The following is a 24,858-nucleotide window of genomic DNA, read 5'->3' as shown; positions in this document are numbered from 1 at the left end:
CATCAGCGGCTTAGCAGGGAGGCTGCTCCGGCCCCGCCGAACAACACCGCGCTGACGCGGTTGAACCCGACCTGGCCCTTGCCGCTGCGCAAGTAGCGTGCGGCGCCCTGTGCACCGAGCCCATAGGTCAATTTGCACAGCAGGTCGAGTACGGCCCAGGTGGCGATCATGACCAGCAGCTGTGACAGGAAGGGTTGTTCGCTGTTCAGAAACTGCGGCAGGAAGGCGGCAAAGAACAGGATGTCCTTGGGGTTGCTGGCGCCCAGCACGAACGCGCGACTGAACAGCGCGCGAAACCGCGGCGTTGCGATGGCCTGGGGCACCACGGCGCCTTGGCTGGGCTGGCGAGATTGCTGCCAGCTTTGCCAGGCGAGGTAGAACAGGTACATCGCGCCGAGGATCTTCAGGGCACTGAACAGCTGCTCGCTGGCCAGCAGGAGCGCCCCCAGCCCCAGCGCAGAAGCGCTCAACAGGCAGACCGAGGCAAACACGCCTCCCAGGAACGCCGGGTACGAGCGACGCAGACCATAGTTGAGGCTGTTGCTGATCATCAGCAAGGACAGTGGGCCAGGGATCAGGATCACGATCAATGCAGCGCCGCTGAACAGCAGCCAGGTTTCCAGGGTCATGCGTTACTCCTTCTTATAAAAAGATGAACTTGGCGATGAAAATCACGCACAGCACCCACAGGCTGACGGAAATCTCGCGGTACTTGCCAGTACCCGCCTTCAGCGCCACGTAGGTGATAAAGCCCAGCGCAATCCCGTCGGCGACCGAGAACGTCAGCGGCATCATGATCGCAGTGACGATCGCGGGGATGCTGTCGGTGGCCTCATCCCAATTGATGTGCGCCATGCTCGCCATCATCAGCATCGCGACATAAATCAGCGCACCCGCAGTGGCATATGCCGGGATCATCCCGGCCAGCGGTGCAAAAAACATCGCCGCCACAAACAGGATGCCCACGGTGACAGCCGTCAGCCCGGTGCGACCACCCGCCGCCACGCCCGCAGCACTTTCGACATAGCTGGTCACCGGCGGTACACCAACCATCGCGCCGAACACGCTGGAAGCGCTGTCGGCCTTCAATGCGCGGGACAGGTTATCGATCTTGCCATCAGCGTTCACCAGGCCGGCCCGTTGCGCAACGCCCATGAGTGTACCTGCGGTGTCAAACATGTGTACAAAAAGAAATGCAAATACCACGCTGATCATGCTGACATTGAACACACCTTTTACATCCATTGCCATCCAGGTAGGGGCCAGACTGGGCGGCGTGGACAGAATGCCGTTGTAGTGCACCAGGCCCAGGCCCCATCCGGTTAGCGTCACCGCGATGATGCTGATCAGGATTGCGCCGAACACGCGGTGGTAACTGAGGATGGCGATCAGCAGGAAGCACACGGCTGCCAGTAGCGGCGCGGGTTCATGCAGTGAGCCGAGCTTGATCAACGTGGCGGGGCTGTCGACGATGATGCCGGCAGTCTTCAACCCGATCACCCCAAGAAACAGGCCGACGCCGGCGCCCATGGCGTGGCGCAGGCTGACTGGAATGCTGTTGAGCAGCCATTCACGCACCCGCGAAAGCGTCAGGCCCATGAACAGCACACCGGAAATGAACACCGCGCCCAGCGCGGTTTCCCAGGTGTAGCCCATGGTGCCGACCACCGTGTAGGTGAAAAACGCGTTCAAGCCCATGCCCGGCGCCAGGCCCACTGGCCAGTTGGCGTACAGCCCCATCAGCAGGCACCCCAGCGCGGCGGCGATGCAGGTGGCGACAAAGGCCGCGCCGTGATCGATGCCGGCGTCGGCCATGATGTTCGGGTTGACGAAAATGATGTAGGCCATGGTGATGAAGGTGGTGAGGCCGGCGATCAGCTCGGTCTTCACTGTGGTGCCATGCAGGCGCAGTTTGAACAGGCGTTCCAGCCAGCCGTTCGGTGAGGGGGCAATGTCCAGCGTCGGGGCTTCGGATTTGCGGCTATCCACAGCGAGTACTCCTCAAGAGTTTTATTGTTATTTCCAGCGCCGGTCACAAATGTGGGCAACAGCGCTTTGAGGTACTGGCGGGTTTTGTTGACCAATAGGTCAGGAACTCGCACGAAGCGAATTATGCTTTTGTATACAAAGAAAGCAAATAATGTTTTCGGTTTGAACTGCGAAAGAGATGAAAGGCCATCCCCTCGCCACAGAGATCAAGGCTGGTTTGCGAGTGCCTGGTTAACCGCCAGCCATCCGGCCACCGCTTCTTCGCCCGCTTCACCGAATGCGCGCTGCAACAATTTCACTTGTTCGCGCCGCAGTGACTGCTCGAAACGCTGGCCTTCTTCACTTAATGCCAGCAGGCGTTTGCGCTTGTCGGCCTCGGACGCGACGCTGTCCACCAGGTGCATTTCCTGCAGCTGTCGCAACGGCATGTTCAATGCCTGCTTGCTCACGCCCAGCAGTTCCAGCAGTTCCTTCACGCTCAATGCCGGGTAGCGTGCGATAAAAAACACGATGCGCTGGTGCACCCGGCTCAGGCCCCGGCGCTCGAGCATCTCGTCGGCCTTGGCGGTAAACGCCTGATAGCCGAAGAAGAACGCTTCCATGGCTTGCTGCTGGGCGGTTGGGTTTTTAAGGTCAAGCATATTGACGTATCCGTGCAAGTCGTCGTAATTTCGGTCAACCAGTTTGACGTATTTCCCCCAGGCTTCGCTACCGGTGACCTTATGGCCTTCTCTGAACGTGTTACGCGCCTTAAAAGCTCCTTGATCCGTGAAATCCTCGCGGCAGCCCAGCGCCCGGAAGTGATGTCGTTCGCCGGTGGCCTACCCGCTGAAGCCATGCTGCCGGCGTTGAACTGGGACGATATGCCGCTGAATATCGGCCAGTACGGCATGAGCGAAGGCGAACCACAACTGCGCGAACGGCTTGCCGCCCAGGCGCGGGCATTGGGCATACCGTGCCAGGCCAGCCAGGTACTGATCGTCAGCGGGTCCCAGCAGACCCTGGACCTGGCGGCCAAGTTGTACATCGACAAAGGTACGCAGATCCTGCTCGAAGGCCCGACCTACCTGGCCGCGCTGCAGATCTTTCAGTTGTTCGGCGCGGACTGTCTCACCGTGCAGTTGGAGGCCTACGGCCCGAACCTCACCGCGTTGCGCACCCACCTCGAACGCCACCGCCCGGCGTTCATCTACCTGATCCCCACGTTCCAGAATCCCTCGGCCGTGCGCTACAGCGAAGCCAAGCGCGAGGCCGTGGCGGCGTTGCTCGATGAGTTCGGCGTGACCTTGATCGAAGACGAACCCTACCGCGAGCTCACCTTTGACGGCGGCAGCGCCAAACCCATCGCCGGTCGCCTGAAAAAGGCCAGCTGGATTTACACCGGCACCGTGTCCAAGACCCTGTTGCCGGGCTTGCGGGTCGGGTACCTGATCGCCAGCCCAGACCTGTTCCCGCACCTGCTCAAGCTCAAGCAGTCGGCAGACCTGCACACCAATCGCGTCGGCCAATGGCAGGCGATGCAGTGGATCGGCACGCCGAAGTACCAGCAGCACCTGGCGCAACTGCGCAGCTTCTACCGCGAACGCCGCGATGCGTTCCAGGCGGCATTGCAACGGCATTTCGCTGAACTGGCCGACTGGCAAGTGCCACAGGGTGGATTATTCTTCTGGCTGACCTTGAAACAGCCGCTCGACACCCGCACCTTGTTGGCGCAAGCATTAGATCAGGACGTCGCGTTCATGCCCGGTGAACCGTTCTTTTCCGAGCCAGACCAACACCTTGGCTCGTTGCGGCTCAATTTCAGCCATATCGACCCGGCCCGCCTGGACGAAGGTCTCAAGCGCCTGGCCGCGGTGGTCCGTCAAGCACAGCACGCGCAAGCGGCATAAGGGGAGCCCCATGTACAAGGTTTATGGCGATTACAAGTCGGGCAACTGCTACAAGGTCAAGTTGATGCTCAGCCTGCTGGGCATTCCCTATCAATGGGTGGATGTGGACATCCTCAAGGGTGACACCCAGACCGCCGAATTCCTGGCGAAAAACCCCAACGGCAAGATCCCTGTGCTGGAATTGGAAGATGGCACCTGCTTGTGGGAATCCAACGCGATCCTGAACTTCCTCGCCGATGGCAGCGAGTTCCTGCCGAGCGAGCCGCGCCTGCGCACTCAAGTCTTGCAATGGCAGTTCTTCGAGCAGTACAGCCACGAGCCGTACATTGCGGTGGCGCGGTTTATCCAGTTCTACCTGGGGCTGCCGGAGGACCGCATGGAGGAATACAAGAAGCTGCACAAAGGGGGCTACAAGGCGCTCAAGGTCATGGAACGCCAACTGCAGTTGACGCCTTACCTGGTGGGTGATCAGTTCTCCATCGCGGACGTGGCCTTGTATGCCTATACCCACGTGGCGAACGAGGGTGGTTTTGAGCTGGACGCCTACCCTGGTGTGCAGGCGTGGTTGAAGCGTGTTGCCAGTCATCCCAAGCATGTCGCCATGCTGGGCTGATTCACTCGGTCAAACGGTGGGGGCTGGCTTGCCTGCGACGCGGCCGACGCAGTCTGTCGGTTGCACTTAGGCGCTATGATCGCAGGCAAGCCAGCGCCTGCATTCAGCTCGAGGGTGAGTCATTGAGTTGTTCCTTCAGCAGCTCGAAGCACCGTTGCGCCGCCGGGCTCAAGCCCATTCCGGTGCGACTGATCAACCCGATCTCCCGGTTCACGCCAGGATGATCGATGGGGATGCGCGTCAACCCCTCCAGGCTGTCGGCGGCCGACTCCGGTAGCACACTGATGCCCAGCCCCTGGCGCACCAGCGCCAACACCGTCGACATGTAGTTGGCTTCCATGCCTGCGTTCATCGTCAGCCGCGACTCATCGAACAGCGCATCCACTTGCTCACGCACACTGCTGTCGCGCCCGGTGAGGATGATCGGCTGGTCTGCCAGTTGTGCCAGGGTCAGTGACGGGTGGCGGGTGAGGGGGTGATCCTCCGGCACAAACGCACACAAGCGATCATTGAGCACCGGCGCGAAATCCAGGCCATGGCTGAGCCGCGCACGTACGCCGATACCGAAATCGACCTCGCCGGAGCGCACTTGCGCATGAATGCGGTGGGCCACAAGGTCATGCAGGCGCACTTCGATCCCGGCAAAACGTTCCCGAAACAGGCGTAGAACCGGCGGCAGCGCGCCGGCGCACACGGAGGGCAGGGCAGCGATGGTGACCACCCCCCGGCGCAGTGCGGCGAGGTCACGGGAGCCGGTGACGATGTTGTCCAGGTCCAGCAGCAGTTTTTGCATGGGCCCGCGGGCGTCCCGGCCCGCGGCGGTGAGGCTGACGTGGCGCGGGCTGCGGTCGAGCAGGGCGACGCCGAGCCAGTCTTCCAATTGTTGGACTTGCACGGTGAGGGCCGAGGGCGACAGGTGCAGTTCGTTGGCGGCCTTGGTGAAACTGCCGGTACGGGCTACGGCAAGAAACGCCTGGATGTGCTGGATTGAATTCTTCATGGGGGTCAGCTTAATTTTGTTTTTACGAATGATGGTGGCTGAATATTCCAATTTACAAAGACTAACCTGCTTCCAATACTCCAGGGAAAACAATAACCGGCCACCAAGGCCGCTCTGGAGTAACCATGCTCGCTACCCTGGGTGTCATCACCATCCTGTGCCTGCTCGCTGCCGTCATGAGCAAACGCCTATCACCGCTGGTGGCCCTGATCGCCTTGCCGATTATCGCCGCACTGCTCGGCGGGTTCGGCCTGCAAACCAGCGCCTTCATCATTACCGGTATCAAGAACGTCGCCCCCGTGGTCGGCATGTTTGTGTTCGCGATTCTGTTTTTCGGCATCATGACCGATGCCGGTATGCTCGACCCCATCATTGATCGCATACTGCGCACGGTAGGGACGCGTCCTACACGAATTGTCGTAGGCACTGCGACCCTGGCGCTGCTGGTGCACCTGGACGGTTCCGGCGCAGTGACCTTCCTGGTGACGGTGCCCGCGATGCTGCCGCTCTATACGCGGTTGGGCATCGACAAACGCATCCTTGCCTGCGTCTGCGCGATGGCGGCCGGGGTCAACTTTTTGCCGTGGACGGGGCCGGTGTTGCGTTCGTCAGCAGCATTGCATGTGCCGGTGGCGGACCTGTTCCAGCCACTGATCCCCGTGCAGATTGTCGGTCTGATCTTTGTCTTCGCCTGCGCCTGGTGGCTCGGCCGTCGCGAAGAAAAACGCCTGGGCCTCGGCGCCGGCTCCAGCGTGGATGCGGTGCCGCAACGGGTACTCAGTGACGATGACATCAAGCTGCGTCGGCCACGCCTGTTCTGGGTCAACCTGATGCTGACCGTGCTGGTGATGGTGGTGATGATCGCCGGCTGGGTCGACCCCGTGGTGATGTTCATGCTCGGCACCGTGGTGGCGCTGTGCATCAACTACCCGAATGTCGACGCTCAGCGCGCCCGCATTGATGCCCACGCAAAGACCGCCCTGACCATGGCCAGTATCCTGCTGGCTGCCGGGGTGTTCACCGGGATCATGCAGGGCACGGGCATGCTCAAGGCGATTGCCGAAGTGGCGGTGGCGCAGATTCCGGCCGGCCACGGCAAGTTGATCCCGGCCGTCGTGGGCTTTATTTCCATGCCCTTGAGCATGCTGTTCGACCCCGATTCCTACTATTTCGGCGTCATGCCGGTGATCGCCGAAGTTGGCAAGGCGCTCGGCGTCGACCCGCTGCAAGTGGCCCAGGCGTCGTTGCTGGGCGTGCACACCACCGGTTTCCCGGTGAGTCCGCTGACCCCCGCGACCTTCCTGTTGGTGGGCCTGTGCAAGATCGAATTGGCCGATCACCAGCGCTTCACCATCCCTTTTCTGTTTGCTGCGTCGGTGTTGATGACCCTGACTGCATTGCTCCTGGGAGTGATTTGAGATGAAAACCTTGCGCATCGGTTCCGGTGCCGGTTATTCCGGCGACCGTATCGAACCTGCGGTGGAACTGGCCGAACAGGGTGACCTGGATTACCTGGTGTTCGAGTGCCTGGCTGAGCGCACGATTGCCTTGGCGCAACAGGCGCGGATCAACGACCCGGAGGGCGGTTATGACCCGCTGCTCAGTGAGCGCATGCGTCGGGTGTTGCCGTTTGTTGGCGTGAAGGCCGGGCGTCGTCGCTTGCGGGTGATCACCAATATGGGCGCGGCCAACCCGCTGTCGGCGGCGGTTGAAGTGCGGCGAATTGCCAGCGAGTTGGGCGTTGACCTCAAAGTCGCTGCGGTGGTCGGCGACGACGTGTTGAGCGCCTTGCAGCCCGAATGGTTGCTGGATAACGGCCAGACTGTCGGTTCACTGGGCGAGCGCCTGATTTCCGCGAATGCCTACTTGGGCGTCGACGGCATTCTGGAGGCGTTGGGTGCTGATGCGGATGTGGTGATCACCGGGCGTGTGGCCGATCCCTCACTGTTCCTGGCGCCGCAGATGTTTGAGTTCGGCTGGGCGGCGGACGATTGGCAGCGCCTGGGACGCGGCACGCTGGTAGGGCATTTGCTCGAATGCGCCGGCCAAGTCAGCGGTGGCTATTTTGCCGACCCAGGTTTCAAGGATGTGGACGACCTGGCTCGCCTGGGCTTCCCTTTGGCCGAGATCAGTGCCGATGGCGAAGCCTTGATCACCAAGGTCAGCGGTTCCGGTGGGCGGGTCAGCCGCGCCACCTGCATCGAGCAACTCATCTATGAAGTGCATGATCCCGCGGCGTACCTGACGCCGGATGTGACGGCTGATTTTTCCCAGGTGGGGTTTGTCGAAGAAGGTAGTGATCGTGTCCGCGCCCAAGGGGCGGGGGGGCGTGCGCGACCCGAGCAGTTAAAGGTCAGTGTCGGTTATTTGGAGGGTTGGATTGGCGAAGGGCAGATGTCCTACGGTGGCCCCGGTGCTATCGCACGGGCGCAGCTGGCGCGAGATGTCGTCCTCAAGCGCCTTGAGCTGATCGGCGTGAAGATGCAGGACGTGCGCGCCGAACTGATCGGCATGGACGCGCTCCACGGGCCGCGCAGCACGGTCGAACCCTGGGAAGTGCGCCTGCGCGTGGCAGCTCGCTGTGCGGCGCGAAGTGACGCGGTGCGCGTCGGCAATGAAGTCGAAACCCTGTACACCAACGGCCCGTCCGGTGGCGGTGGCGCGAGTAAAAGCGTACGCCAGGTCGTGGCGGTGGCGTCGTTATTGCTACCGCGTGGCGCGGTCAACCCGAGGATCGAAGCATGAAGTTGCACACACTGGCCCATTCCCGCACCGGGGATAAGGGCGATACGTCGAATATCTCGATCATTGCGTACCGTGCCGAGGATTACCCGTTGCTGTGCGAGCACCTGACGGCCGAGCGTGTGACTGCGTTCTTTGCGGACCTGCTCGAGCCTGGTGCTGCACCGGTGCAGCGTTATGTGTTGGCCAATGTGCAGGCGCTGAACTTCGTGCTGCCGGGGATCCTGCGTGGCGGGGTCACCCGTTCGCTGGCGCTGGATGCCCATGGCAAGTGCCTGGGCTCGGCATTGCTGGACCTTGACCTTTAACAGCACCCAGAAACCAATGTGGGCGCTGGCACGCCAGCGCCCACATGACTCAGCGGTGTCTGTCAGATAGCGGCAAAGCGCTTGTCGAGGTAATCGATGATCACCTTGGAGTCGTACATCCAGGTGGTCTGGCCATTCTCTTCAATACGCAGGCACGGCACCTTGATCTTGCCGCCTTGCTCCAGCAGGGTCTGACGGTCCTGCTCGTTGTTCTTCGCGTCCTTCAACGCAACGGGCACATTCAGGCGGTGCAGGGTGCGACGGGTTTTCACGCAGAACGGGCAGGCATGGAATTGATAGAGGGTCAGTTCCTTGGCCGCTGCATTCACCTGCGCCTGTTGTTCGGCAGGCCGCTGCTTTTTGCGTGGGCGGGTCAGGAAGTCGCCCGCGATGATGACGTGGCCGAGGCCCACTCGAAGTGCTTTGACGAACATGGCTGAAACCTCTTGCCCATAACTGAGGGGCGGCAGCTTACCTGAATTTTACGGGCGAAAAAAAACCGGCGATGAACGCCGGCCTTTTCGTACGCAGCCTGTTACTTGATCAGGCTGAGAAATTCGCTGCGGGTGGCCGCGTTTTCGCGGAACTCACCCAGCATCACCGAGGTGATCATCGACGAATTCTGTTTTTCCACACCGCGCATCATCATGCACATGTGCTTGGCTTCGATCACCACGGCCACCCCCAATGCGCCCGTCACTTGCATCACGGCATCGGCGATCTGGCGGCTGAGGTTCTCCTGGATCTGCAGGCGGCGCGCATACATGTCGACAATCCGCGCGACCTTCGACAGGCCCAGCACTTTGCCGCTCGGGATATACGCTACGTGAGCCTTGCCGATAAACGGCAGCAGGTGGTGTTCGCACAGCGAGTACAACTCGATGTCCTTGACCAGCACCATTTCACTGTTGTCAGAGCTGAACAAGGCACCGTTGGTGACTTCTTCCAGAGTCTGCTCATAGCCACGGCAAAGGTACTGCATCGCCTTGGCGGCACGCTTTGGCGTGTCGAGCAGGCCCTCGCGGGAAACGTCCTCGCCGAGTTGGCCGAGGATCGCGGTGTAATTCTGTTCCAGGGACATGAAACTACCTGTGGGATTTTCGCAAAGCGCAAGGTTACGGTGGCGGACACATCGCTGCAAGCCTGACGATGGCACTTGTTATTCGTCGCGGCCTTCCATCATGGTGCGCTTGAGCATCACATACACCGCACCCGCGCCGCCGTGGCGGGCCTGGCATGAGGTGAAGCCGAGTACTTGGGCGTGTTGGCGCAGCCAGGTGTTGACGTGGCTTTTGATCATTGGCCGCTTGCCGTCCAGGCGCACCGCCTTGCCGTGGGTGACGCGCACGCAGCGGATTTCGAACTTGGTCGCTTCGGCCAGGAAGGCCCAGAGGGTTTCACGGGCTTTTTCCACGTTCATGCCATGCAGGTCCAGGCTGCCTTCGAAGGGGATCTGGCCGGCCTTGAGCTTGCGCATCTGGCTTTCCTGCACGCCGTCGCGGGCCCACATCAATTCGTCTTCGGGGCCGACGTCGATCACGAACTGGTCCGACAGGCCGTCCACGGTCGTGGCATCGGTGCGCACGGTCGCAGCCTGGCGCAGTTTGGCGATCTGCGCCCGGTCAGCCTTGGGTTTGCCGGTATCGGCGCGGTCGTGCTTGATCGGCTTGACGCCGCGCAGCTCGTTTTTGAACAGGGAAAAATCGTCGTCTTGCATGTCAGCCTCCGCGAAGGGCGGGCAGTTTACCTAATCGCGGCGGCCGGGGCGCAGGAAACGCTATCCAAGCGCCATCAGTCGTGCTTTTTCATCAGGTGCGAAGCGATGTTCAGCGACAACGGCTGGCGCATTTTCCGACGGCTGCGCCGCCACAACCAGACGCCCAGCCACAGTACCAGCAGGCCGACCACCAACAGAATTGCCGAGCCACCAGGGCTGGCATTCAGTTCGCCAAGGGCTGGCGAATGACCGAACAAACCGGCGCCACCAGCACCGGCCAACAGCACACCTACAATCGCCAGCAGCGCGGCAATGCCGGCCACCAGGCGCAGACGCCAGTTGCTTGGGCCCTTGGGGCGCAAGCGACGAGCATCAAAACCATCGGATATCTTCATTCCGACCTTTCCTCCAGGGTATCGGCCGTTCGACCGGACAATACACAGGTTGTTCCTGTACCAGAGGCAATTGCAGCAAATGAAAGGCATTTGCGGATGAGCGGGGCCATAAACAGGCTGCGCCGCTCATCAGAAGGTCGATCAGATCAGATCTTTGGTCAACGCCAGGGTGGCGAAGTTGTCGGCCATGATGGCCATTTCGGTCTGCTGCACATGTTCGGCGCTGAGGATGCCGCCTTTGTAAGGCAGGTCACGGGTAGCGCAGGCGTCTTCCACCAGCGTGCAGCGAAAGCCCAGGTTCTTGGCGGCACGCACGGTGGTGCTGACACTGGAATGGCTCATGAAACCGCAGACGATCAGGTCCAGGGAGCCGAGGTCCTGCAGGTGTTTTTCCAGGCCGGTGCCATGGAAAGCGCTGGGCAGCAGCTTGCCGATGATGGTTTCGTCGCCCTCAGGCTCAAGGCCCGGGATGAATTCACCGCGCTCGCCCTGAGGGTCAAACAGGCCGCCCACGGTGCCCAGGTGGCGCACATGCACGATCGGGCGCCCAGCGTTGCGGGCCGCGGCGACCAGCTGCTTGATATTGCCAACCGCTGCGTCCATGCCCGAGAGGGCAAGCGGACCGCTGAGGTATTCCTTCTGGGCGTCGATGATCACGAGGGTCGCATGGCTGAGGTTCGCTGCTGCGTAACCACGACCGCTGAGTTGAAACATCGTCTTTGGAACGGACATTCTGGGGCTCCTGTGAGGGGGGCTTTTGCGACATTGTCCACTGGCTGAGCGGTTCTGTGAATCGCTACCATCGTAAGGTACGCCGTTGTTGACGTGCAGCCATGTCAAGAGGTGGGCCTGTTTAACACAATGATGGCAATTTGAATGAAATCCGACCGATGGTGAAAGGTTTTCGTACATCGTCGGTACAGGTGAAGACTGCTAGAATTGCCAGTCGTTTTTTCCAGGAGCTTGCCCCGTGATCACATCCCGCCTGCGCACCTTGCGCGACCACATCCGTTGGGCTGTCAGCCGTTTCCATGGGGAAGACCTGTTTTTCGGGCATGGCACCGACAATGCCTGGGACGAAGCCCGGCAGTTGGTGCTCGGCGCCTTGCACCTGCCGTGGGAAATTGCCGACAGCTATTTGGACTGCAACCTGGAAGAAGAGGAAATCTCCCATGTGCAGCGCTTATTGCATCGCCGCATCCATGAGCGCGTGCCCACCGCTTACCTGCTCAAAGAGGCCTGGTTCTGCGGCCTGTCGTTTATCGTCGACGAGCGCGTGTTGATCCCACGCTCACCGATCGGTGAACTGATCGAAAACCGCTTTGAACCCTGGCTGGCGCAGCCGCCGGCACGCATCCTCGACCTGTGCACGGGCTCCGGTTGCATCGGCATTGCCTGCGCCTACGAGTTCCAGGAAGCCGAGGTGGTACTGGGGGACTTGTCTTTCGAGGCCCTGGAAGTCGCCAACCAGAATATCGAGCGCCATGGTGTCGACGAGCGCGTCTACACCGTGCAGGGCGACGGCTTTGACGGCCTGCCGGGCCAGCGCTTCGACCTGATCGTGTCGAACCCGCCGTATGTGGATGCCGAAGACTTTGCCGACATGCCCGACGAATACCAACACGAACCGGAATTGGGCCTGGCCTGCGGTGATGACGGCTTGAACCTGGTTCGCAGGATGCTGGCCGAGGCGGCGGACCACCTGACCGAGAAGGGGTTGCTGATTGTTGAAGTGGGCAACAGCCAGGTGCACGTCGAGGCGCTGTACCCGGAAGTGGACTTTGCCTGGCTGGACTTCCAGCGCGGGGGCCACGGTGTGTTCATGCTGACGGCCGAGCAGTGCCGCCAGCATCAGGCCGTCTTCGCCGCCCGAGTGTGACGCACAATCTGTAGGCGCCCGGCTTGCCGGCGATGGCACTGTCGAGGTCGCCGTCGCCGGCAAGCCGGGCGCCTACAGTTGAGTTACCGGTGGGTGGCAATCCAGATCAGCAACCCCGCCTGAAACACCGTGAACGCCACCAGGCACGTGATGGTAAAACGCAACCCGCTGTCTTCACGCTTGAACTTGGTGACCTTTTCCTCTTCCTTGCGCAGCTTCACTTCCTGCTCCGCCAGGTTCTGCTCGGCTTGTTGCAGCATCTGCGCCGCTTCGAGAATCTCCACGAACTGCACTTTCTCGGTGTTCCAGCTGTCCAGCACATCGCTGACCTTGCCCGGCTGCACGTTGCCCTTCAGGTGCTGCACGTCGGCATAGGCCACATCAAAACCCTGGATACGCAGGAAATGATCGCGGCGCAGGCGGGTGGCCTCGTTCAACGCATCTTTGTTGGCCAGGTCGACGCCGTCGACGCGGTAGTGTGACCACTTCTTCTTCGCCCACGCGGCGCCTTGGGCTACCAGGAAGCGCCCGATACCGCGGTTGGCCGGTTCGATTTCCAGGCTGTTGCCGGGGCCGAAGTGCACGCGGTGCTTGTCGTGGTCGACCCAGATATCCAGATGATTCTGTTCGCGGCGAACCCGCTGTCCTGGCAGTTGGATGACCATGCGCAACAGGCTGTGATGTTTGTCATTGCGCTCGGCATAGCCGAACTGCACGAAGCGCAACGGCCGCACGCCGGTGGCGCGGTCGGTGGCCAGTGGCGCCAGGCGCAGCATCTTGAAATGCTCGGCCTGGACATCCGCCCACGGCAGGGGCGCCGCGTCGACGGCCTCGGTTTTTTCAGCCGGGGTTTCGGCGGTGGATTCCGGTGTTGCTTCAGTGGTTGTCATGCGGCGCGATCCTGTCCAAGCCCAGCAAGCCGACAGTCTTTTTACTGTCGACTCTGGGCTTATCGGCCGTTTCTCTCAGGACTGGAGGCAAATTGTCGCTTAACGGGGTTGAAGTCCGTCGATAAAGCGTACCAGGCGGCTGCCCAGCTCGGCGGCGAGAGGCAGTTGCGGGTCGTTGTAGGAGGCCAATTGTTGCTGCACGTCGTTGGGCACGATGCGCATCACGTGGTTCATGCCTTCGATCACCGCCAATTGCGCGTCAGGCTTGGCCTTTTTCAGTTGCTGGGCGTCGCCCACACCCACCTGGATGTCGTTGGTACCCTGGATGATCAATGCCGGCATCCGTAGCTTGGCGAAGGCGGCCGAGGGATCGGCGCGGAACAGGCTGATCAGATAAGGCTGCACGCTGGGTCGGAAAATACCCTCCAAAGGGCCAGGGACATCGGCATCTACCTGGCCGGCCTTGAGGTGGTCGAGGATCTCGTTGCTACGCAGCAGTAGGGCAGGCGGCAGGTGGTCGGCCAACTGCTGGCGGATCACCTGGTCTACCGGGCGCGCGCTGCCGGACAGGGAGATCACCCCGGCCGGGTCCAGTTGAGGCGCGGCGAGGGCTGCGACCAGGGCGCCTTCGCTATGGCCCAGCACGATCAGCGGGCCCATGCGCTTATCGGCCTTGAGCAGTTTGCCCCAGGCCACGGCGTCGGCCACATAGGCATCGAGGGTCAGGTTACGTTCATCCGGTGTAGCGGCCAGGCTTGCGGCCACGCCGCGCTTGTCGTAGCGAACGCTGGCAATGTTATGCCGCGCGAGCACCCAGGCCAGGCGCTTGAGGCTGTCGTTGCGGGCGCCGTCGGCACTGTTGCCATTGCGGTCGGTGGGGCCGGAACCGGCGATGATCAGCACCACCGGCACGGGTTTGTCAGACTGAGGCAGCAGCAACGAGCCGAACAGCTCGCCGCTGCCGGTGTCCAGGCTGATGGGGCGTTGCAGCACAACAGGGGAGGCGGCCTGGGCCACGGCGGTAAATAGAGTCAAGGTGAACAGGAGAACTCGCAGCATCATCGCGCCATCATGAGGAAGGTGCCGGTTGGACCAAGGTCTACCGGTAAGGTTTCGAGGATGAACTAGTCGGTTAGCCTGCGTATACTGGCCGCCTTAAGTTATTACGGTTGACTTGATTCAACTGATTTCACGGAGCGCCCTGCATGTCCGGCAATACCTTCGGCAAACTGTTCACTGTCACCACCGCGGGCGAAAGCCATGGCCCGGCGTTGGTCGCCATTGTCGACGGCTGCCCGCCAGGCCTCGAGCTGTCCCTGGAAGACCTGCAGCGTGAGCTCGACCGCCGCAAGCCCGGCACCAGCCGCCACACCACCCAGCGCCAGGAACCCGACGAAGTCGAGATCCTCTCCGGCGTGTTCGAGGGCCGCACCACCGGTTGCGCCATTGGCTTGCTGATCCGCAATACCGACCAGAAGTCCAAGGACTACTCGGCGATCAAGGAACTGTTCCGCCCGGCCCATGCCGACTACACCTACCACCACAAATACGGCGAACGCGACTACCGTGGCGGCGGCCGTAGCTCGGCCCGCGAAACTGCCATGCGTGTGGCCGCCGGTGCCATTGCCAAGAAGTACCTGGCCACCCAGGGCATCATTATTCGCGGCTACATGAGCCAACTGGGTCCGATCGAAATTCCGTTCAAGACCTGGGACAGTGTGGAAGACAACGCTTTCTTCAGCCCCGACCCGGACAAAGTGCCGGAGCTGGAGGCCTACATGGACCAGTTGCGCCGCGACCAGGATTCCGTCGGTGCCAAGATCACCGTGGTGGCCGAAGGCGTCAAGCCTGGCCTGGGCGAGCCGATCTTCGACCGCCTCGATGCGGAACTGGCCCACGCACTGATGAGCATCAACGCGGTAAAAGGCGTTGAAATCGGCGCTGGCTTTGCCTGCGTGTCCCAGCGTGGCACCGAGCACCGCGATGAGCTGACCCCGGAAGGTTTCCTCAGTAACAACGCGGGCGGCATCCTCGGCGGTATTTCCTCCGGCCAGCCCATTGTTGCGCACCTGGCGCTCAAGGCCACGTCGAGCATCACCACGCCGGGGCGTTCGATCGATGTGCACGGCAACCCGGTGGACGTGATCACCAAGGGCCGCCACGACCCCTGCGTCGGCATCCGCGCCACGCCGATTGCCGAAGCGATGATGGCCATCGTGTTGATGGACCACCTGCTGCGCAACCGCGGGCAAAATGCCGATGTACGCGTGAATACGCCGGTGCTGGGCCAGCTGTGACAGCCTGCTGGGATGGGCGGGCCTTTCTGGGTGAGCGAGCTTGCTCGCGCCGGGCTGCGAAGCAGCCCCCCGTATCGACATGACCCCATCCCTCCCATACTGGCGCCTCTCCAGCTTCTACCTGTTCTACTTCGCCCTCCTGGGCGCAACGGCGCCGTTCCTGGCGCTGTACTTCGACCATTTGGGGTTCTCCAGCGCGCGGATCGGCGAGCTGGTTGCCATCCCCATGCTGATGCGCTGTGTGGCGCCCAACCTGTGGGGCTGGCTGGGCGACTACAGCGGTCGGCGGCTGGCCATCGTGCGCTTTGGCGCGGTGTGCACGCTGGCGAGTTTTTCACTGATCTTCGTCAGCCACACCTACGCCTGGCTGGCAATGGTAATGGCGCTGCACGCGTTCTTCTGGCACGCGGTGCTGCCGCAGTTTGAAGTGATCACCCTCGCGCACCTGCAGAAGCAGACCTCGCGCTACAGCCAAGTCCGCCTGTGGGGCTCCATCGGGTTTATTCTGACCGTGGTGATCATGGGCCGCCTGTTCGACTGGCTGAGCCTGGACATCTACCCGGTGGTGGTCGTGGTGATCATGGCGGGCATTATTGGCGCGAGCCTCTGGGTGCCGAATGCGCAGCCAGCCCACCACGGCCATCGTCTGCCGGGCGATGGCTTCCTCAAGCAATTGCGCAGCCCTGGGGTCTTGGCGTTCTACGCCTGCGTGGCATTGATGCAGATGAGCCACGGCCCTTACTACACGTTCCTGACCCTGCACCTCGAACACCTGGGCTACAGCCGTGGTGTGATCGGCCTGCTGTGGGCCCTGGGCGTGGTGGCCGAAGTCCTGATGTTCCTGGCCATGAGCCGCATCCTCTCGCGTTTCTCGGTGCGCCGGGTATTGCTCGCCAGCTTCCTGCTGGCGGCGCTGCGCTGGCTGCTGCTGGGTTCGTTTGCCGAGTTTTTCTGGGTGTTGCTGCTGGCGCAGGTGATGCACGCCGCGACGTTCGGCAGCTTTCATGCCGCCGCGATTGCCTTTGTGCAACGCAGTTTCGGCGACCGGCAACAAGGCCAGGGCCAGGCGTTGTATGCCGCCCTGGCGGGCACCGGCGGAGCATTGGGTGCGCTGTATTCAGGCTACAGTTGGAACCTGTTGGGGCCGACCCTGACCTTCAGCATCGCAAGTGTCGCGGCCCTGGCCGCCGCCATTATCATCGGTCTTCGATTGCAAGAGCAGAACCAAGGAACCCACCCATGAGTTACGTCGCTGTCTACTCCGCCGCTTCACCGGACACTCCAAACAAGGTCCTGACGCATTTCGATGACATCGCCGCAACCCTGGCCGAGCAAGGGGTGCGCTTTGAACGCTGGCAGCCGGTCCCGCTTGAAAAGGGCGCCAGTGACGCTGAACTGATCGCAGCCTACCAGGCGCAGATCGATGCCCTTGGCTACGGCTCTGCGCAGGTGCTCAGCGTGACTGGCGACCACGCGCAGAAAGCCGAATGGCGCGCGCAGTTTCTGGATGAGCGCCGCTACAGTGAAGATGACGTTCGTTTTTTCATCGCAGGCCAGGGCGTGTTCGCCTTGCACATTGGCGACTATGTGTATGCCGTTCGTTGTGAGAAGAACGATCTGCTGGTGATCCCGGCTGGTACGGCGCACTGGTTCGATATGGGCGAGAACCCGCACTTCGTGGCATTGCGCCTGTTTAATAGTGCGAAAGGGTGGGTGCCTGAATTCACGGGTGACGATATTGCCCAGCGTTTTTGCGCATTTGACGATTAATAGCGAGCAATCAGAAACTTCAAGCCCTGCGCGTTGGAAGTTTCTGTGGGAAGAAACTTAAACTTCTGTAAGGCCCTGCTGTTTATGGCAGGGTCTGCGCCTTAATACCATTCGTTATGTAACTCTCCCCGGCATTAGCGTTTACATCACCTGTCAATAGGATAAATCCGAAGGGTGGTGAGGCGTCAGCCAAGAAAAGAGGAGAGTACTTCAATGAGAGGCCCACCGGAATCGTTGTTACCGCCGTACTCGGTGCCCAATGCTGTCAGACGACGCCTGAGCTTGTCGGGCAAGCCACTGACTCCGGCCGAGCTGGAAATTTTGCGGTGGGCTTCAGAGGGCAAGACGGTCTGGGAGATCAGCCAGATACGCGCCACGTCCGAGGCGGCGGTGAAATTCCACCTGCGCAATATCTACTGCAAACTGGACGTCACCAACCGGGTGCAGGCGATGAATGAAGCCGCACGCCAGGGCCTATGCTGAAGGCAATAAAAAGGGCCGCGACACTCAACGGTGTGGCGGCCCTTTGCTGCTTCTGGGAATTACGCCGAGTGGTAGGTCGGCAGGGCAAAGCGGTTCTGGCTTTGCAACATCGAAATCTGCGGCAGTTCGCTGGCTTGTTCGGCAAGGTCGCGACGAATGGCGCTGATCACCCAGGTCAGTTGGTCAGCGGTGTGCAGCTGCTGGTAAGAGATCGAGCGCTTGACCTGCTTGCCTTCGCTGTTACGCAGGGTCAACAGGATGCCGCCGTCTGGACGTGGCTGGGTGGTGACGTCGTAGTTGGAGAATACTGAAGCGAATTTATCTTGGATCAGGCTCATGTCTATCAGCTCCGTTGGCTCAAGTGGGCAAGCATGGAGTGATAGGTGCAGTGATTGTGCCAGCTAGTGATTTTTTAAAAAATCGTTATAAATCATAAACTTATAAAAAATAAAAAATTTCGGATTCGTGCAATTTGCATGAATGGCCATCATGCATCCTGCATTTTGCGTTGCTCGACACGGTTCAGCAGGTGCGCCGTTACTCCTAATGACTCCCCTAGCGTGGCGAAATTCCCTTTTTCGGCGGTTGCCTCTCGGGATACAAAACTTTTCAAATCCTGCGTGTACAGCCAAAGAACGGCTGACGTATTTTCCTGCAAGGCATGCGGCCTTCTGCCCACGAAGCGCGCCTTGGAACATGCCCGTGTTTCTGGACCATACGAAGAATAAGAAAAAGGACGTTTCAATGAGCCATTCGCAAAACGACATGATCACCTGGGGCATGATGCTGCGTAAGGTCCCCGCCATTGTTCGCGCCTTGCCACGCGTGGTACGCGGCATGCGCGCGGCCAACGTCACCGACCCCGCACAGCCTTGCGGCCTGGGCTGGCACTTCGAACAAGCAGTCTTGCGCAACCCGGATGGAACCGCATTGTTGTACGGCGACCGTGTGCTCAGTTACACCGAGGCCAATCAGCGCGCCAACCGCATTGCCCATCATCTGCAAGCCCAAGGGATCAGCAAGGGCGACGTGGTGGCGATGTTTGTCGAAAACCGCCCCGAGTTGCTGCTGAACGTGCTGGCCGTGGCCAAGCTGGGCGGCATCTGCGCGATGCTCAACACCGCTCAGACCCAGGCCGCGTTGGTGCATAGCCTGAACCTTGTGAGCCCGGTGGCGATTGTGGTCGGTGCGGAGTTGGTGGCTGCCTATGAGGACGTACGGGCTGACGTGCAAATCCCCCCTGGACGTACCTGGTTTGTCCCGGACCAGCAGGCCGGCGCGATGCCCGACGGTTATGTCGACCTGATGGCTGCCAGCGCCGATTGCCCGGTGGACAACCCGCCCAGCACCGCACAGATCTTCTTCAACGACCCCTGCTTCTATATCTACACCTCTGGCACCACCGGCCTGCCCAAGGCCGGAATCATGAAACACGGCCGCTGGACCAAGACCGCCATCAGCTTTGGCAGCATCGCGCTGGACATGGGCCCGGACGATGTCCTTTATTGCACCCTGCCGCTGTACCACGCCACCGGCCTTTGTGTGTGCTGGGGCTCGGCGATTGTCGGGGCGTCGGGGTTCGCGATCCGGCGTAAGTTCAGTGCCAGTCAGTTCTGGGATGACGCCCGTAAATTCAAGGCGACCACCCTTGGTTACGTCGGGGAATTGTGCCGTTACCTGCTCGATCAGCCTGCCAGCGAAAACGACCGCGACAACCGCGTGACCAAAATGGTTGGCAATGGGCTGCGGCCGGGTGTGTGGGCGCAGTTCAAGGCGCGTTATGGCGTGGAGCATGTCTGTGAGTTGTACGCCGCCAGCGACGGTAATATCGGCTTCACCAACGTCTTGAATTTTGACAACACTGTCGGCTTTTGCCTTCAGCACTGGGCGTTGGTGGACTACGCTCATGACTCGGGTGAGCCTCTACGTGGCAGCGATGGTTTCATGCACAAAGTCAAGACAGGCGGGCAGGGCTTACTGCTGGCCAGAATCGATGAAAAGTCCCCTTATGATGGCTACACCGACCCGGAAAAGAACCGCAAGGTGATCCTTACGGATGTATTCGAGAAGGGTGACCGCTACTTCAACACGGGCGATCTGGTGCGCAGCATTGGTTTTGGCCATGCGCAATTTGTCGACCGCCTGGGGGATACCTATCGCTGGAAGGGCGAAAACGTTTCCACCACTGAAGTGGAAAATGTCCTGCTGCAGCACCCGCAGATTGCCGAGGTGGTGGCCTATGGGGTGGAAATCGAAAACACCAACGGCCGCGCCGGCATGGTCGCTATCACCCCGAGCGAGTCCCTCGCGGCCCTGGACATGCGCGAATTGCTGCAATTCGCCCACGGCCAACTGCCCCACTACGCGGTGCCGCTGTTCCTGCGGATCAAGGTGAAGATGGAAACCACGGGCACTTTCAAATACCAGAAGGTCCGACTCAAGGAGGAAGCGTTCGACCCGGAAAAGGCAGGCAATGACCCGGTGTATGCTTGGTTGCCCGGGTCGGACAGCTACGTGCCCGTGACCGGACAGTTGCTGGCGCAGATCCAGGGCGGGCAGTTCCGCTATTGAATCTGCCTATGGGGGCTTTTGACAAAAAAGCCATGACAGTAGGGAACTCCATCGCGACACTGGGCGCCATATAAGCACCAGAAAGGAGTCCCCCATGTCAGACCAAGCCAAACAAATGACCGATGACGAAGCTGCCGAATTTGCCGAGCAGGTCTTCGACGTCGCCCGCAAAGGCGATGCCGCCATGCTCGCCGCGTTGCTGAGCAAGGGCTTGCCAGCCAACTTCCGTAACCACAATGGTGACACCTTGCTGATGCTCGCGGCCTATCACGGGCACGCCGAGGCAGTAAAGGTGTTGCTGGAGTTCAAGGCCGACCCCTTGATCGCCAACGACAAGAACCAGTTGCCGATTGCCGGCGCGGCATTCAAGGGCAACTTGCCGGTGGTCAAGGCGTTGATCGAAGGCGGTACGCCGATAGACGCGGCCTCGTCCGATGGCCGCACCGCGTTGATGATGGCGGCGATGTTCAATCGCGTCGACATGGTCGACTACCTGCTCAGCCAGGGTGCCAATCCCAAGGCCATCGACGCCCAGGGCGCGACCGCACTGGCGGCGGCGCAGACCATGGGCGCGGTGGATACGGCGGCGCAATTGCAAAAACTGGTGTAGGCTTTGCGCCCTCAAAAACCAGCCCGCCACAGGATCACCCCATGAAAACCGCCCTCGTCGAACTTATCAGCAAAATCAGCGCCGGCGTCATGGGCGAGGACGAGGTGGCACGTATCGCCGATGAAGCGGCCCAGGCCTACGCGGACCCGGCGGCGTTCCTGGCGGCCAACCCAGATATCAACTACGACGATACATTCCCCATTCCGTTGGGTGAGTGGGTTGTGGTTGGCAGCCTGCCGGACACTGTGCTGTTCCAGGCCGACACCTATGGCGACCTGTTCGCGCAGATCGTCGCGTCGTTTGGCCCGGGCGTGGCGTTCAACCTCAAGGCCAAGCAACTGGCCAAGACCGAAGCCCTTACTGCGCTGAACCGCATCCAGATCCAGATGAGCGCCCTCAGCCCGGAAGACGGCGGCTATGTGCTGCTCGACTTCAGCCAACCGCTGGACGACGAAATCCAGGCCGTGCTGGTCTACGGCAACGACCTGCCGCGTGTGCTGGCGCTGTGTGCCGAAGTCGGCATCAAGGGTGAGCCCTCCCTGGAAGCCTTGAAGGTCGCCGTTCACGTCTGAAATAAAACGGAACCCCGGCTGGGGCTGACTATCCTAAAGGTGCATACCTCATTTTAGGAGCGACACCATGGGTTCCACTTTTAATGGCTTGATTGGCCTGATCATCCTGGCGCTGGATATCTGGGCGATCATCAACGTCTTCAAAAGCGGCGCGAGTACAGGCGCCAAGGTGCTGTGGATCCTGTTGATCCTGCTGCTGCCGGTACTGGGCCTGATCATCTGGGCGATTGCCGGGCCGAGGGGTAATGTGCGGATTTGATTATCCAACAGATCTAGCGTGAGCACCGTCCATGTGGGAGCGGGCTTGCTCGCGAATGCGGCGTGTCAGTCGAAACATCGGTGACTGAAGCACGGCATTCGCGAGCAAGCCCGCTCCCACATTGGTTTGAGCCCACCCCTGAGATTTGTGTATCGAAATATTCGCTGCACAGAATTTTCACATTCCATCCAAGACAATTCGCCGGCTTTACTTCCCCGCCAAGGCTCTACTTCAGGTGCCACTAACGGCGGGGGCCGTGGTGTGCGTTCAGTAATTAATAGCCTTGCTGCCGTTGATCGGGCACCATTCGCGCCACTGCAATACTTCGTCACTTAAACTTCCAATGGGTCCTGAAACGACATGGCAAACCCGGACGCCCTGAGTCAGCAGCGAGCTTCTAATCGCCTGCTGCAACCGACCGTCAAATCCCATCTGGCATACACGCTGCTCTGCGCACTGGTCATGATGGTGATGTTCTCCCTGCTGCGCCTGGCGCTGCTGGTCTACAACCGCGAGATGATCCTCGACACGCCGGCCTCGACCTTCCTGGAAGCATTCGCCAACGGCCTGCGCCTGGACCTTCGCCTGGTGGTGTACCTGCTCATCCCGTTGCTGCTGGCACTGTTCAGCGTGCGGGCCATGGCCGCGCGCGGGTTCTTCCGTTTCTGGCTGACCGTCGCGTCCAGCATCGCCCTGTTCCTGGGCCTGATGGAAATGGACTTCTACCGCGAGTTCCACCAGCGCCTCAACGGCCTGGTCTTCCAGTATGTGAAGGAAGACCCGAAAACCGTGATGAGCATGCTCTGGTATGGTTTCCCGGTCGTGCGCTACCTGCTGGCCTGGGCCGTGGGCACGCTGATCCTGAGCATCGCTTTCAAAGGTGCCGACCGTGCGACGCGCCCTCGCGGACCGTTCAGCGGTGGCAGCATCGGCACCCGCCAGGTTGCGCCGTGGTACTCGCGCATCGCGGTGTTCGTGGTCTGCTTGCTGATCGCCGTGGTTGCCGCCCGTGGCACCCTGCGCCAGGGCCCGCCGCTGCGTTGGGGTGACGTGTACACCACCGACTCGAACTTCGCCAACCAGTTGGGCCTCAATGGCACTCTGTCGTTGATCGCTGCCGCCAAGTCGCGCTTCTCCGAAGACCGCTCCAACATCTGGAAAGCCACCCTGGAGCAGCCACTGGCGACCCAGACGGTGCGTGACATGCTGGTGTTGCCACAAGAGAAGCTGGTGGATACCGACAACGCCGCCGTGCGTCGCGACTACACACCACCGGCCGAGAAGACCCTGCCGATCAAGAATGTGGTCGTGATCCTGATGGAAAGCTTTGCCGGTCACTCGGTAGGCGCCTTGGGTCGTCCTGGCAATATCACGCCGTACTTCGACAAGTTGTCCAAGGAAGGCCTGCTGTTCGACCGCTTCTTCTCCAACGGCACCCATACCCACCAGGGTATGTTCGCCACCATGGCGTGCTTCCCGAACTTGCCGGGCTTCGAATACCTGATGCAGACCCCGGAAGGCAGCCACAAGCTGTCGGGCTTGCCGCAGCTGCTCAGCGCGCGTGATTTCAACGACGTGTATGTCTACAACGGCGATTTCGCCTGGGACAACCAGTCGGGCTTCTTCAGCAACCAGGGCATGACCAACTTCATTGGCCGCAATGATTTCGTCAACCCGGTGTTCTCTGACCCCACTTGGGGGGTGTCTGACCAGGACATGTTCAACCGTGGCCTGGAAGAGTTGAAAGCCCGTGAAGGCGGCAAGCCGTTCTACGCGTTGCTGCAAACCCTGTCCAACCACACGCCGTACGCGCTGCCGAACCCGTTACCGGTGGATAAAGTCACGGGTCGTGGCAGCCTCGACGAGCATTTGATGGCGATGCGCTACTCCGACTGGGCACTGGGCCAGTTCTTTGAAAAGGCCCGCAAGGAGCCGTATTTCAAGGAAACCCTGTTCGTGGTCGTGGGGGACCACGGTTTCGGCAACGAGCAGCAGATCACCGAGATGGACCTGGGCCGTTTCAACGTACCGATGCTGATGATCGCGCCGGGTATCCAGGAGAAATTTGGCGAACGTGACCATACCGTGGGCACCCAGATCGACATCGTGCCGACCATCATGGGGCGTCTCGGCGGTGACACCTTGCACCAGTGCTGGGGCCGTGACCTGCTGAACCTGCCAGAAGGCGACAAGGGCTTTGGCGTGATCAAGCCATCGGGCAGTGACCAGACCGTGGCATTGCTGACGGGCGACCGTGTGCTGGTATTGCCCAAGGAAATGCCACCGAAGCTGTGGGAGTACGAACTGGGCGCCAACCCGACCGGTAAAGTTATCCCTGAGTCGCCGGACGAGGCGGCGTTGAAGCAAAAACTCGAGTCGTTCCTGCAGACCGCGACCAAGAGCCTGCTGGACAACACGGCCGGTGTGATTGACGGCAAGCCGGATTAAGTATCCGGCAATAAAAAAAGAGGCCTTCTAAGGCCTCTTTTTTTGCGTGTTACTGCAGGAGCGGCGGTTATATGCGACCGAGCAATAGCAGCACCACCAGGACGACCAGTACTACACCCAGGATACCCGACGGGCCATAGCCCCAGTTACGCGAGTGAGGGAATACTGGCAGACCACCGACCAGCAGGAGGATCAAGATAATGATCAGAATGAGGCTCATGGTTGTTTTCCTTATTGGCCTGCAAAGACCGGTTGTTTAACGACAGGCCCGACAGTTTAATCACGGACGCCTTAACAACTCCGACTGCCGTCCTTCACGGAAAATTCAGTATTTTTTTAAAGCATTTAGCAAACGTGCTTATTTCTTTTAGTGCGTTCGCAAATATGACTTATTAGTTGAAAAACATTGAACTTAGGCTATAGGCC

Annotated in this window: 28 protein-coding genes; 15 read left to right on the top strand and 13 right to left on the bottom strand. The window is 60.6% G+C overall.

Features of this window, described 5'->3' with window-relative positions:
- Positions 1-2 precede the first annotated feature (2 nt).
- From ATH90_RS20000 to ATH90_RS19990, 3 genes are all read right to left on the bottom strand, one after another.
- Complete coding sequence (locus ATH90_RS20000) at positions 3-629, bottom strand: LysE family translocator (RefSeq protein WP_098467149.1); 627 nt, start codon at positions 627-629, stop codon at positions 3-5.
- A gap of 13 nt (positions 630-642) precedes the next feature.
- Entirely contained in the window at positions 643-1,989 is a 1,347-nt protein-coding gene (locus ATH90_RS19995) for an NCS2 family permease (RefSeq protein WP_098467148.1), read from the bottom strand.
- Positions 1,990-2,195: 206 nt separating this feature from the next.
- Positions 2,196-2,630: a MarR family winged helix-turn-helix transcriptional regulator gene (locus ATH90_RS19990; protein ID WP_034107826.1), complete on the bottom strand. Its 435-nt coding sequence runs from the start codon at positions 2,628-2,630 to the stop codon at positions 2,196-2,198.
- Between the two features lie 81 nt (positions 2,631-2,711).
- Between ATH90_RS19990 and ATH90_RS19985 the strand changes: the two genes are divergently transcribed.
- Positions 2,712-3,878 (top strand): aminotransferase-like domain-containing protein, encoded by a 1,167-nt coding sequence (locus ATH90_RS19985; protein ID WP_098467709.1) that lies wholly within the window; start codon positions 2,712-2,714, stop codon positions 3,876-3,878.
- Between the two features lie 10 nt (positions 3,879-3,888).
- Complete coding sequence (locus ATH90_RS19980) at positions 3,889-4,491, top strand: glutathione S-transferase family protein (RefSeq protein WP_098467147.1); 603 nt, start codon at positions 3,889-3,891, stop codon at positions 4,489-4,491.
- Between the two features lie 103 nt (positions 4,492-4,594).
- Here ATH90_RS19980 and ATH90_RS19975 read toward each other — a convergent pair whose 3' ends face one another.
- Positions 4,595-5,491, bottom strand: a complete 897-nt coding sequence (locus ATH90_RS19975; RefSeq protein ID WP_098467708.1) for a LysR family transcriptional regulator — start codon at positions 5,489-5,491, stop codon at positions 4,595-4,597.
- A 125-nt stretch (positions 5,492-5,616) separates the two neighbouring features.
- Between ATH90_RS19975 and ATH90_RS19970 the strand changes: the two genes are divergently transcribed.
- From ATH90_RS19970 to ATH90_RS19960, 3 genes are read left to right on the top strand one after another with little or no spacing between them, the layout of a single operon-like run.
- Positions 5,617-6,909, top strand: coding sequence for a CitMHS family transporter (locus tag ATH90_RS19970; protein WP_034107820.1), 1,293 nt, complete (start codon positions 5,617-5,619; stop codon positions 6,907-6,909).
- Position 6,910: 1 nt separating this feature from the next.
- Complete coding sequence (locus tag ATH90_RS19965; RefSeq protein WP_098467146.1) at positions 6,911-8,236, top strand: acyclic terpene utilization AtuA family protein; 1,326 nt, start codon at positions 6,911-6,913, stop codon at positions 8,234-8,236.
- Positions 8,233-8,541 carry an AtuA-related protein gene (locus ATH90_RS19960; RefSeq protein WP_069077906.1) on the top strand — a complete coding sequence of 103 codons (309 nt, stop codon included), beginning with the start codon at positions 8,233-8,235 and terminating at the stop codon, positions 8,539-8,541. The genes ATH90_RS19965 and ATH90_RS19960 overlap by 4 nt, the downstream gene beginning before the upstream one ends.
- Positions 8,542-8,603: 62 nt before the next feature.
- Here the strand turns inward: ATH90_RS19960 and ATH90_RS19955 are convergent, their stop codons facing one another.
- The 5 genes from ATH90_RS19955 to ATH90_RS19935 all read right to left on the bottom strand — a co-directional run bounded on the left by ATH90_RS19955 (position 8,604) and on the right by ATH90_RS19935 (position 11,385).
- Positions 8,604-8,975, bottom strand: coding sequence for a glutathione S-transferase N-terminal domain-containing protein (locus ATH90_RS19955; protein ID WP_034107814.1), 372 nt, complete (start codon positions 8,973-8,975; stop codon positions 8,604-8,606).
- A 101-nt stretch (positions 8,976-9,076) separates the two neighbouring features.
- On the bottom strand, positions 9,077-9,622 hold the full coding sequence (folE, locus tag ATH90_RS19950) for a GTP cyclohydrolase I FolE (protein ID WP_003442011.1): 546 nt from the start codon (positions 9,620-9,622) through the stop codon (positions 9,077-9,079).
- 78 nt (positions 9,623-9,700) lie between these two features.
- Positions 9,701-10,258 carry a Smr/MutS family protein gene (locus ATH90_RS19945; protein WP_016976371.1) on the bottom strand — a complete coding sequence of 186 codons (558 nt, stop codon included), beginning with the start codon at positions 10,256-10,258 and terminating at the stop codon, positions 9,701-9,703.
- A gap of 74 nt (positions 10,259-10,332) precedes the next feature.
- Positions 10,333-10,653 (bottom strand): hypothetical protein, encoded by a 321-nt coding sequence (locus ATH90_RS19940; RefSeq protein ID WP_069077905.1) that lies wholly within the window; start codon positions 10,651-10,653, stop codon positions 10,333-10,335.
- Between the two features lie 141 nt (positions 10,654-10,794).
- Positions 10,795-11,385 carry a cysteine hydrolase family protein gene (locus ATH90_RS19935; RefSeq protein ID WP_025855010.1) on the bottom strand — a complete coding sequence of 197 codons (591 nt, stop codon included), beginning with the start codon at positions 11,383-11,385 and terminating at the stop codon, positions 10,795-10,797.
- A gap of 238 nt (positions 11,386-11,623) precedes the next feature.
- On the opposite strand from ATH90_RS19935, the gene prmB reads away from it, so the two are divergent.
- Entirely contained in the window at positions 11,624-12,532 is a 909-nt protein-coding gene (gene prmB, locus ATH90_RS19930) for a 50S ribosomal protein L3 N(5)-glutamine methyltransferase (RefSeq protein WP_034107807.1), read from the top strand.
- 83 nt (positions 12,533-12,615) lie between these two features.
- Here the strand turns inward: prmB and ATH90_RS19925 are convergent, their stop codons facing one another.
- Both ATH90_RS19925 and ATH90_RS19920 read right to left on the bottom strand, forming a co-directional pair.
- Positions 12,616-13,422, bottom strand: coding sequence for a hypothetical protein (locus tag ATH90_RS19925; RefSeq protein ID WP_069077903.1), 807 nt, complete (start codon positions 13,420-13,422; stop codon positions 12,616-12,618).
- A gap of 99 nt (positions 13,423-13,521) precedes the next feature.
- Positions 13,522-14,484 carry an alpha/beta hydrolase gene (locus ATH90_RS19920; RefSeq protein WP_034107803.1) on the bottom strand — a complete coding sequence of 321 codons (963 nt, stop codon included), beginning with the start codon at positions 14,482-14,484 and terminating at the stop codon, positions 13,522-13,524.
- 143 nt (positions 14,485-14,627) lie between these two features.
- On the opposite strand from ATH90_RS19920, the gene aroC reads away from it, so the two are divergent.
- The 4 genes from aroC to ATH90_RS19900 all read left to right on the top strand — a co-directional run bounded on the left by aroC (position 14,628) and on the right by ATH90_RS19900 (position 17,972).
- On the top strand, positions 14,628-15,719 hold the full coding sequence (gene aroC / locus ATH90_RS19915) for a chorismate synthase (RefSeq protein ID WP_034107801.1): 1,092 nt from the start codon (positions 14,628-14,630) through the stop codon (positions 15,717-15,719).
- A gap of 79 nt (positions 15,720-15,798) precedes the next feature.
- Positions 15,799-16,962, top strand: coding sequence for an MFS transporter (locus ATH90_RS19910; protein ID WP_034108503.1), 1,164 nt, complete (start codon positions 15,799-15,801; stop codon positions 16,960-16,962).
- A complete protein-coding gene (locus tag ATH90_RS19905; protein WP_034107799.1) occupies positions 16,959-17,489 on the top strand; it encodes a 1,2-dihydroxy-3-keto-5-methylthiopentene dioxygenase in 531 nt (176 codons plus the stop codon). The genes ATH90_RS19910 and ATH90_RS19905 overlap by 4 nt, the downstream gene beginning before the upstream one ends.
- A 213-nt stretch (positions 17,490-17,702) precedes the next feature.
- On the top strand, positions 17,703-17,972 hold the full coding sequence (locus ATH90_RS19900) for a response regulator transcription factor (RefSeq protein WP_034107797.1): 270 nt from the start codon (positions 17,703-17,705) through the stop codon (positions 17,970-17,972).
- 59 nt (positions 17,973-18,031) lie between these two features.
- Here the strand turns inward: ATH90_RS19900 and ATH90_RS19895 are convergent, their stop codons facing one another.
- Entirely contained in the window at positions 18,032-18,310 is a 279-nt protein-coding gene (locus ATH90_RS19895; RefSeq protein ID WP_003172952.1) for a DUF3509 domain-containing protein, read from the bottom strand.
- 406 nt (positions 18,311-18,716) lie between these two features.
- Between ATH90_RS19895 and ATH90_RS19890 the strand changes: the two genes are divergently transcribed.
- The 5 genes from ATH90_RS19890 (at position 18,717) to ATH90_RS19870 (ending at position 24,432) form a co-directional block, all read left to right on the top strand.
- Positions 18,717-20,543, top strand: coding sequence for a long-chain-acyl-CoA synthetase (locus ATH90_RS19890; protein ID WP_098467145.1), 1,827 nt, complete (start codon positions 18,717-18,719; stop codon positions 20,541-20,543).
- A 94-nt stretch (positions 20,544-20,637) separates the two neighbouring features.
- Positions 20,638-21,153 (top strand): ankyrin repeat domain-containing protein, encoded by a 516-nt coding sequence (locus ATH90_RS19885; RefSeq protein WP_034107793.1) that lies wholly within the window; start codon positions 20,638-20,640, stop codon positions 21,151-21,153.
- A 41-nt stretch (positions 21,154-21,194) separates the two neighbouring features.
- The gene (locus tag ATH90_RS19880) at positions 21,195-21,725 is read left to right on the top strand and encodes a hypothetical protein (RefSeq protein ID WP_034107791.1); all 531 of its coding nucleotides are present in this window, start codon (positions 21,195-21,197) and stop codon (positions 21,723-21,725) included.
- A 67-nt stretch (positions 21,726-21,792) separates the two neighbouring features.
- On the top strand, positions 21,793-21,984 hold the full coding sequence (locus ATH90_RS19875) for a PLDc N-terminal domain-containing protein (RefSeq protein WP_003172956.1): 192 nt from the start codon (positions 21,793-21,795) through the stop codon (positions 21,982-21,984).
- 360 nt (positions 21,985-22,344) lie between these two features.
- Positions 22,345-24,432, top strand: a complete 2,088-nt coding sequence (locus tag ATH90_RS19870; RefSeq protein WP_098467144.1) for an LTA synthase family protein — start codon at positions 22,345-22,347, stop codon at positions 24,430-24,432.
- A 67-nt stretch (positions 24,433-24,499) separates the two neighbouring features.
- Here ATH90_RS19870 and ATH90_RS19865 read toward each other — a convergent pair whose 3' ends face one another.
- The gene (locus ATH90_RS19865) at positions 24,500-24,652 is read right to left on the bottom strand and encodes a DUF3309 family protein (protein WP_003236711.1); all 153 of its coding nucleotides are present in this window, start codon (positions 24,650-24,652) and stop codon (positions 24,500-24,502) included.
- Positions 24,653-24,858: the final 206 nt, after the last annotated feature.

Origin of the sequence: Pseudomonas lurida, assembly GCF_002563895.1 — a bacterium.
GTDB classification, from domain to species: domain Bacteria; phylum Pseudomonadota; class Gammaproteobacteria; order Pseudomonadales; family Pseudomonadaceae; genus Aquipseudomonas; species Aquipseudomonas lurida.
Note: the sequence above shows the minus strand (reverse complement) of the source record. Positions and strands in the feature narration are given on the sequence as shown.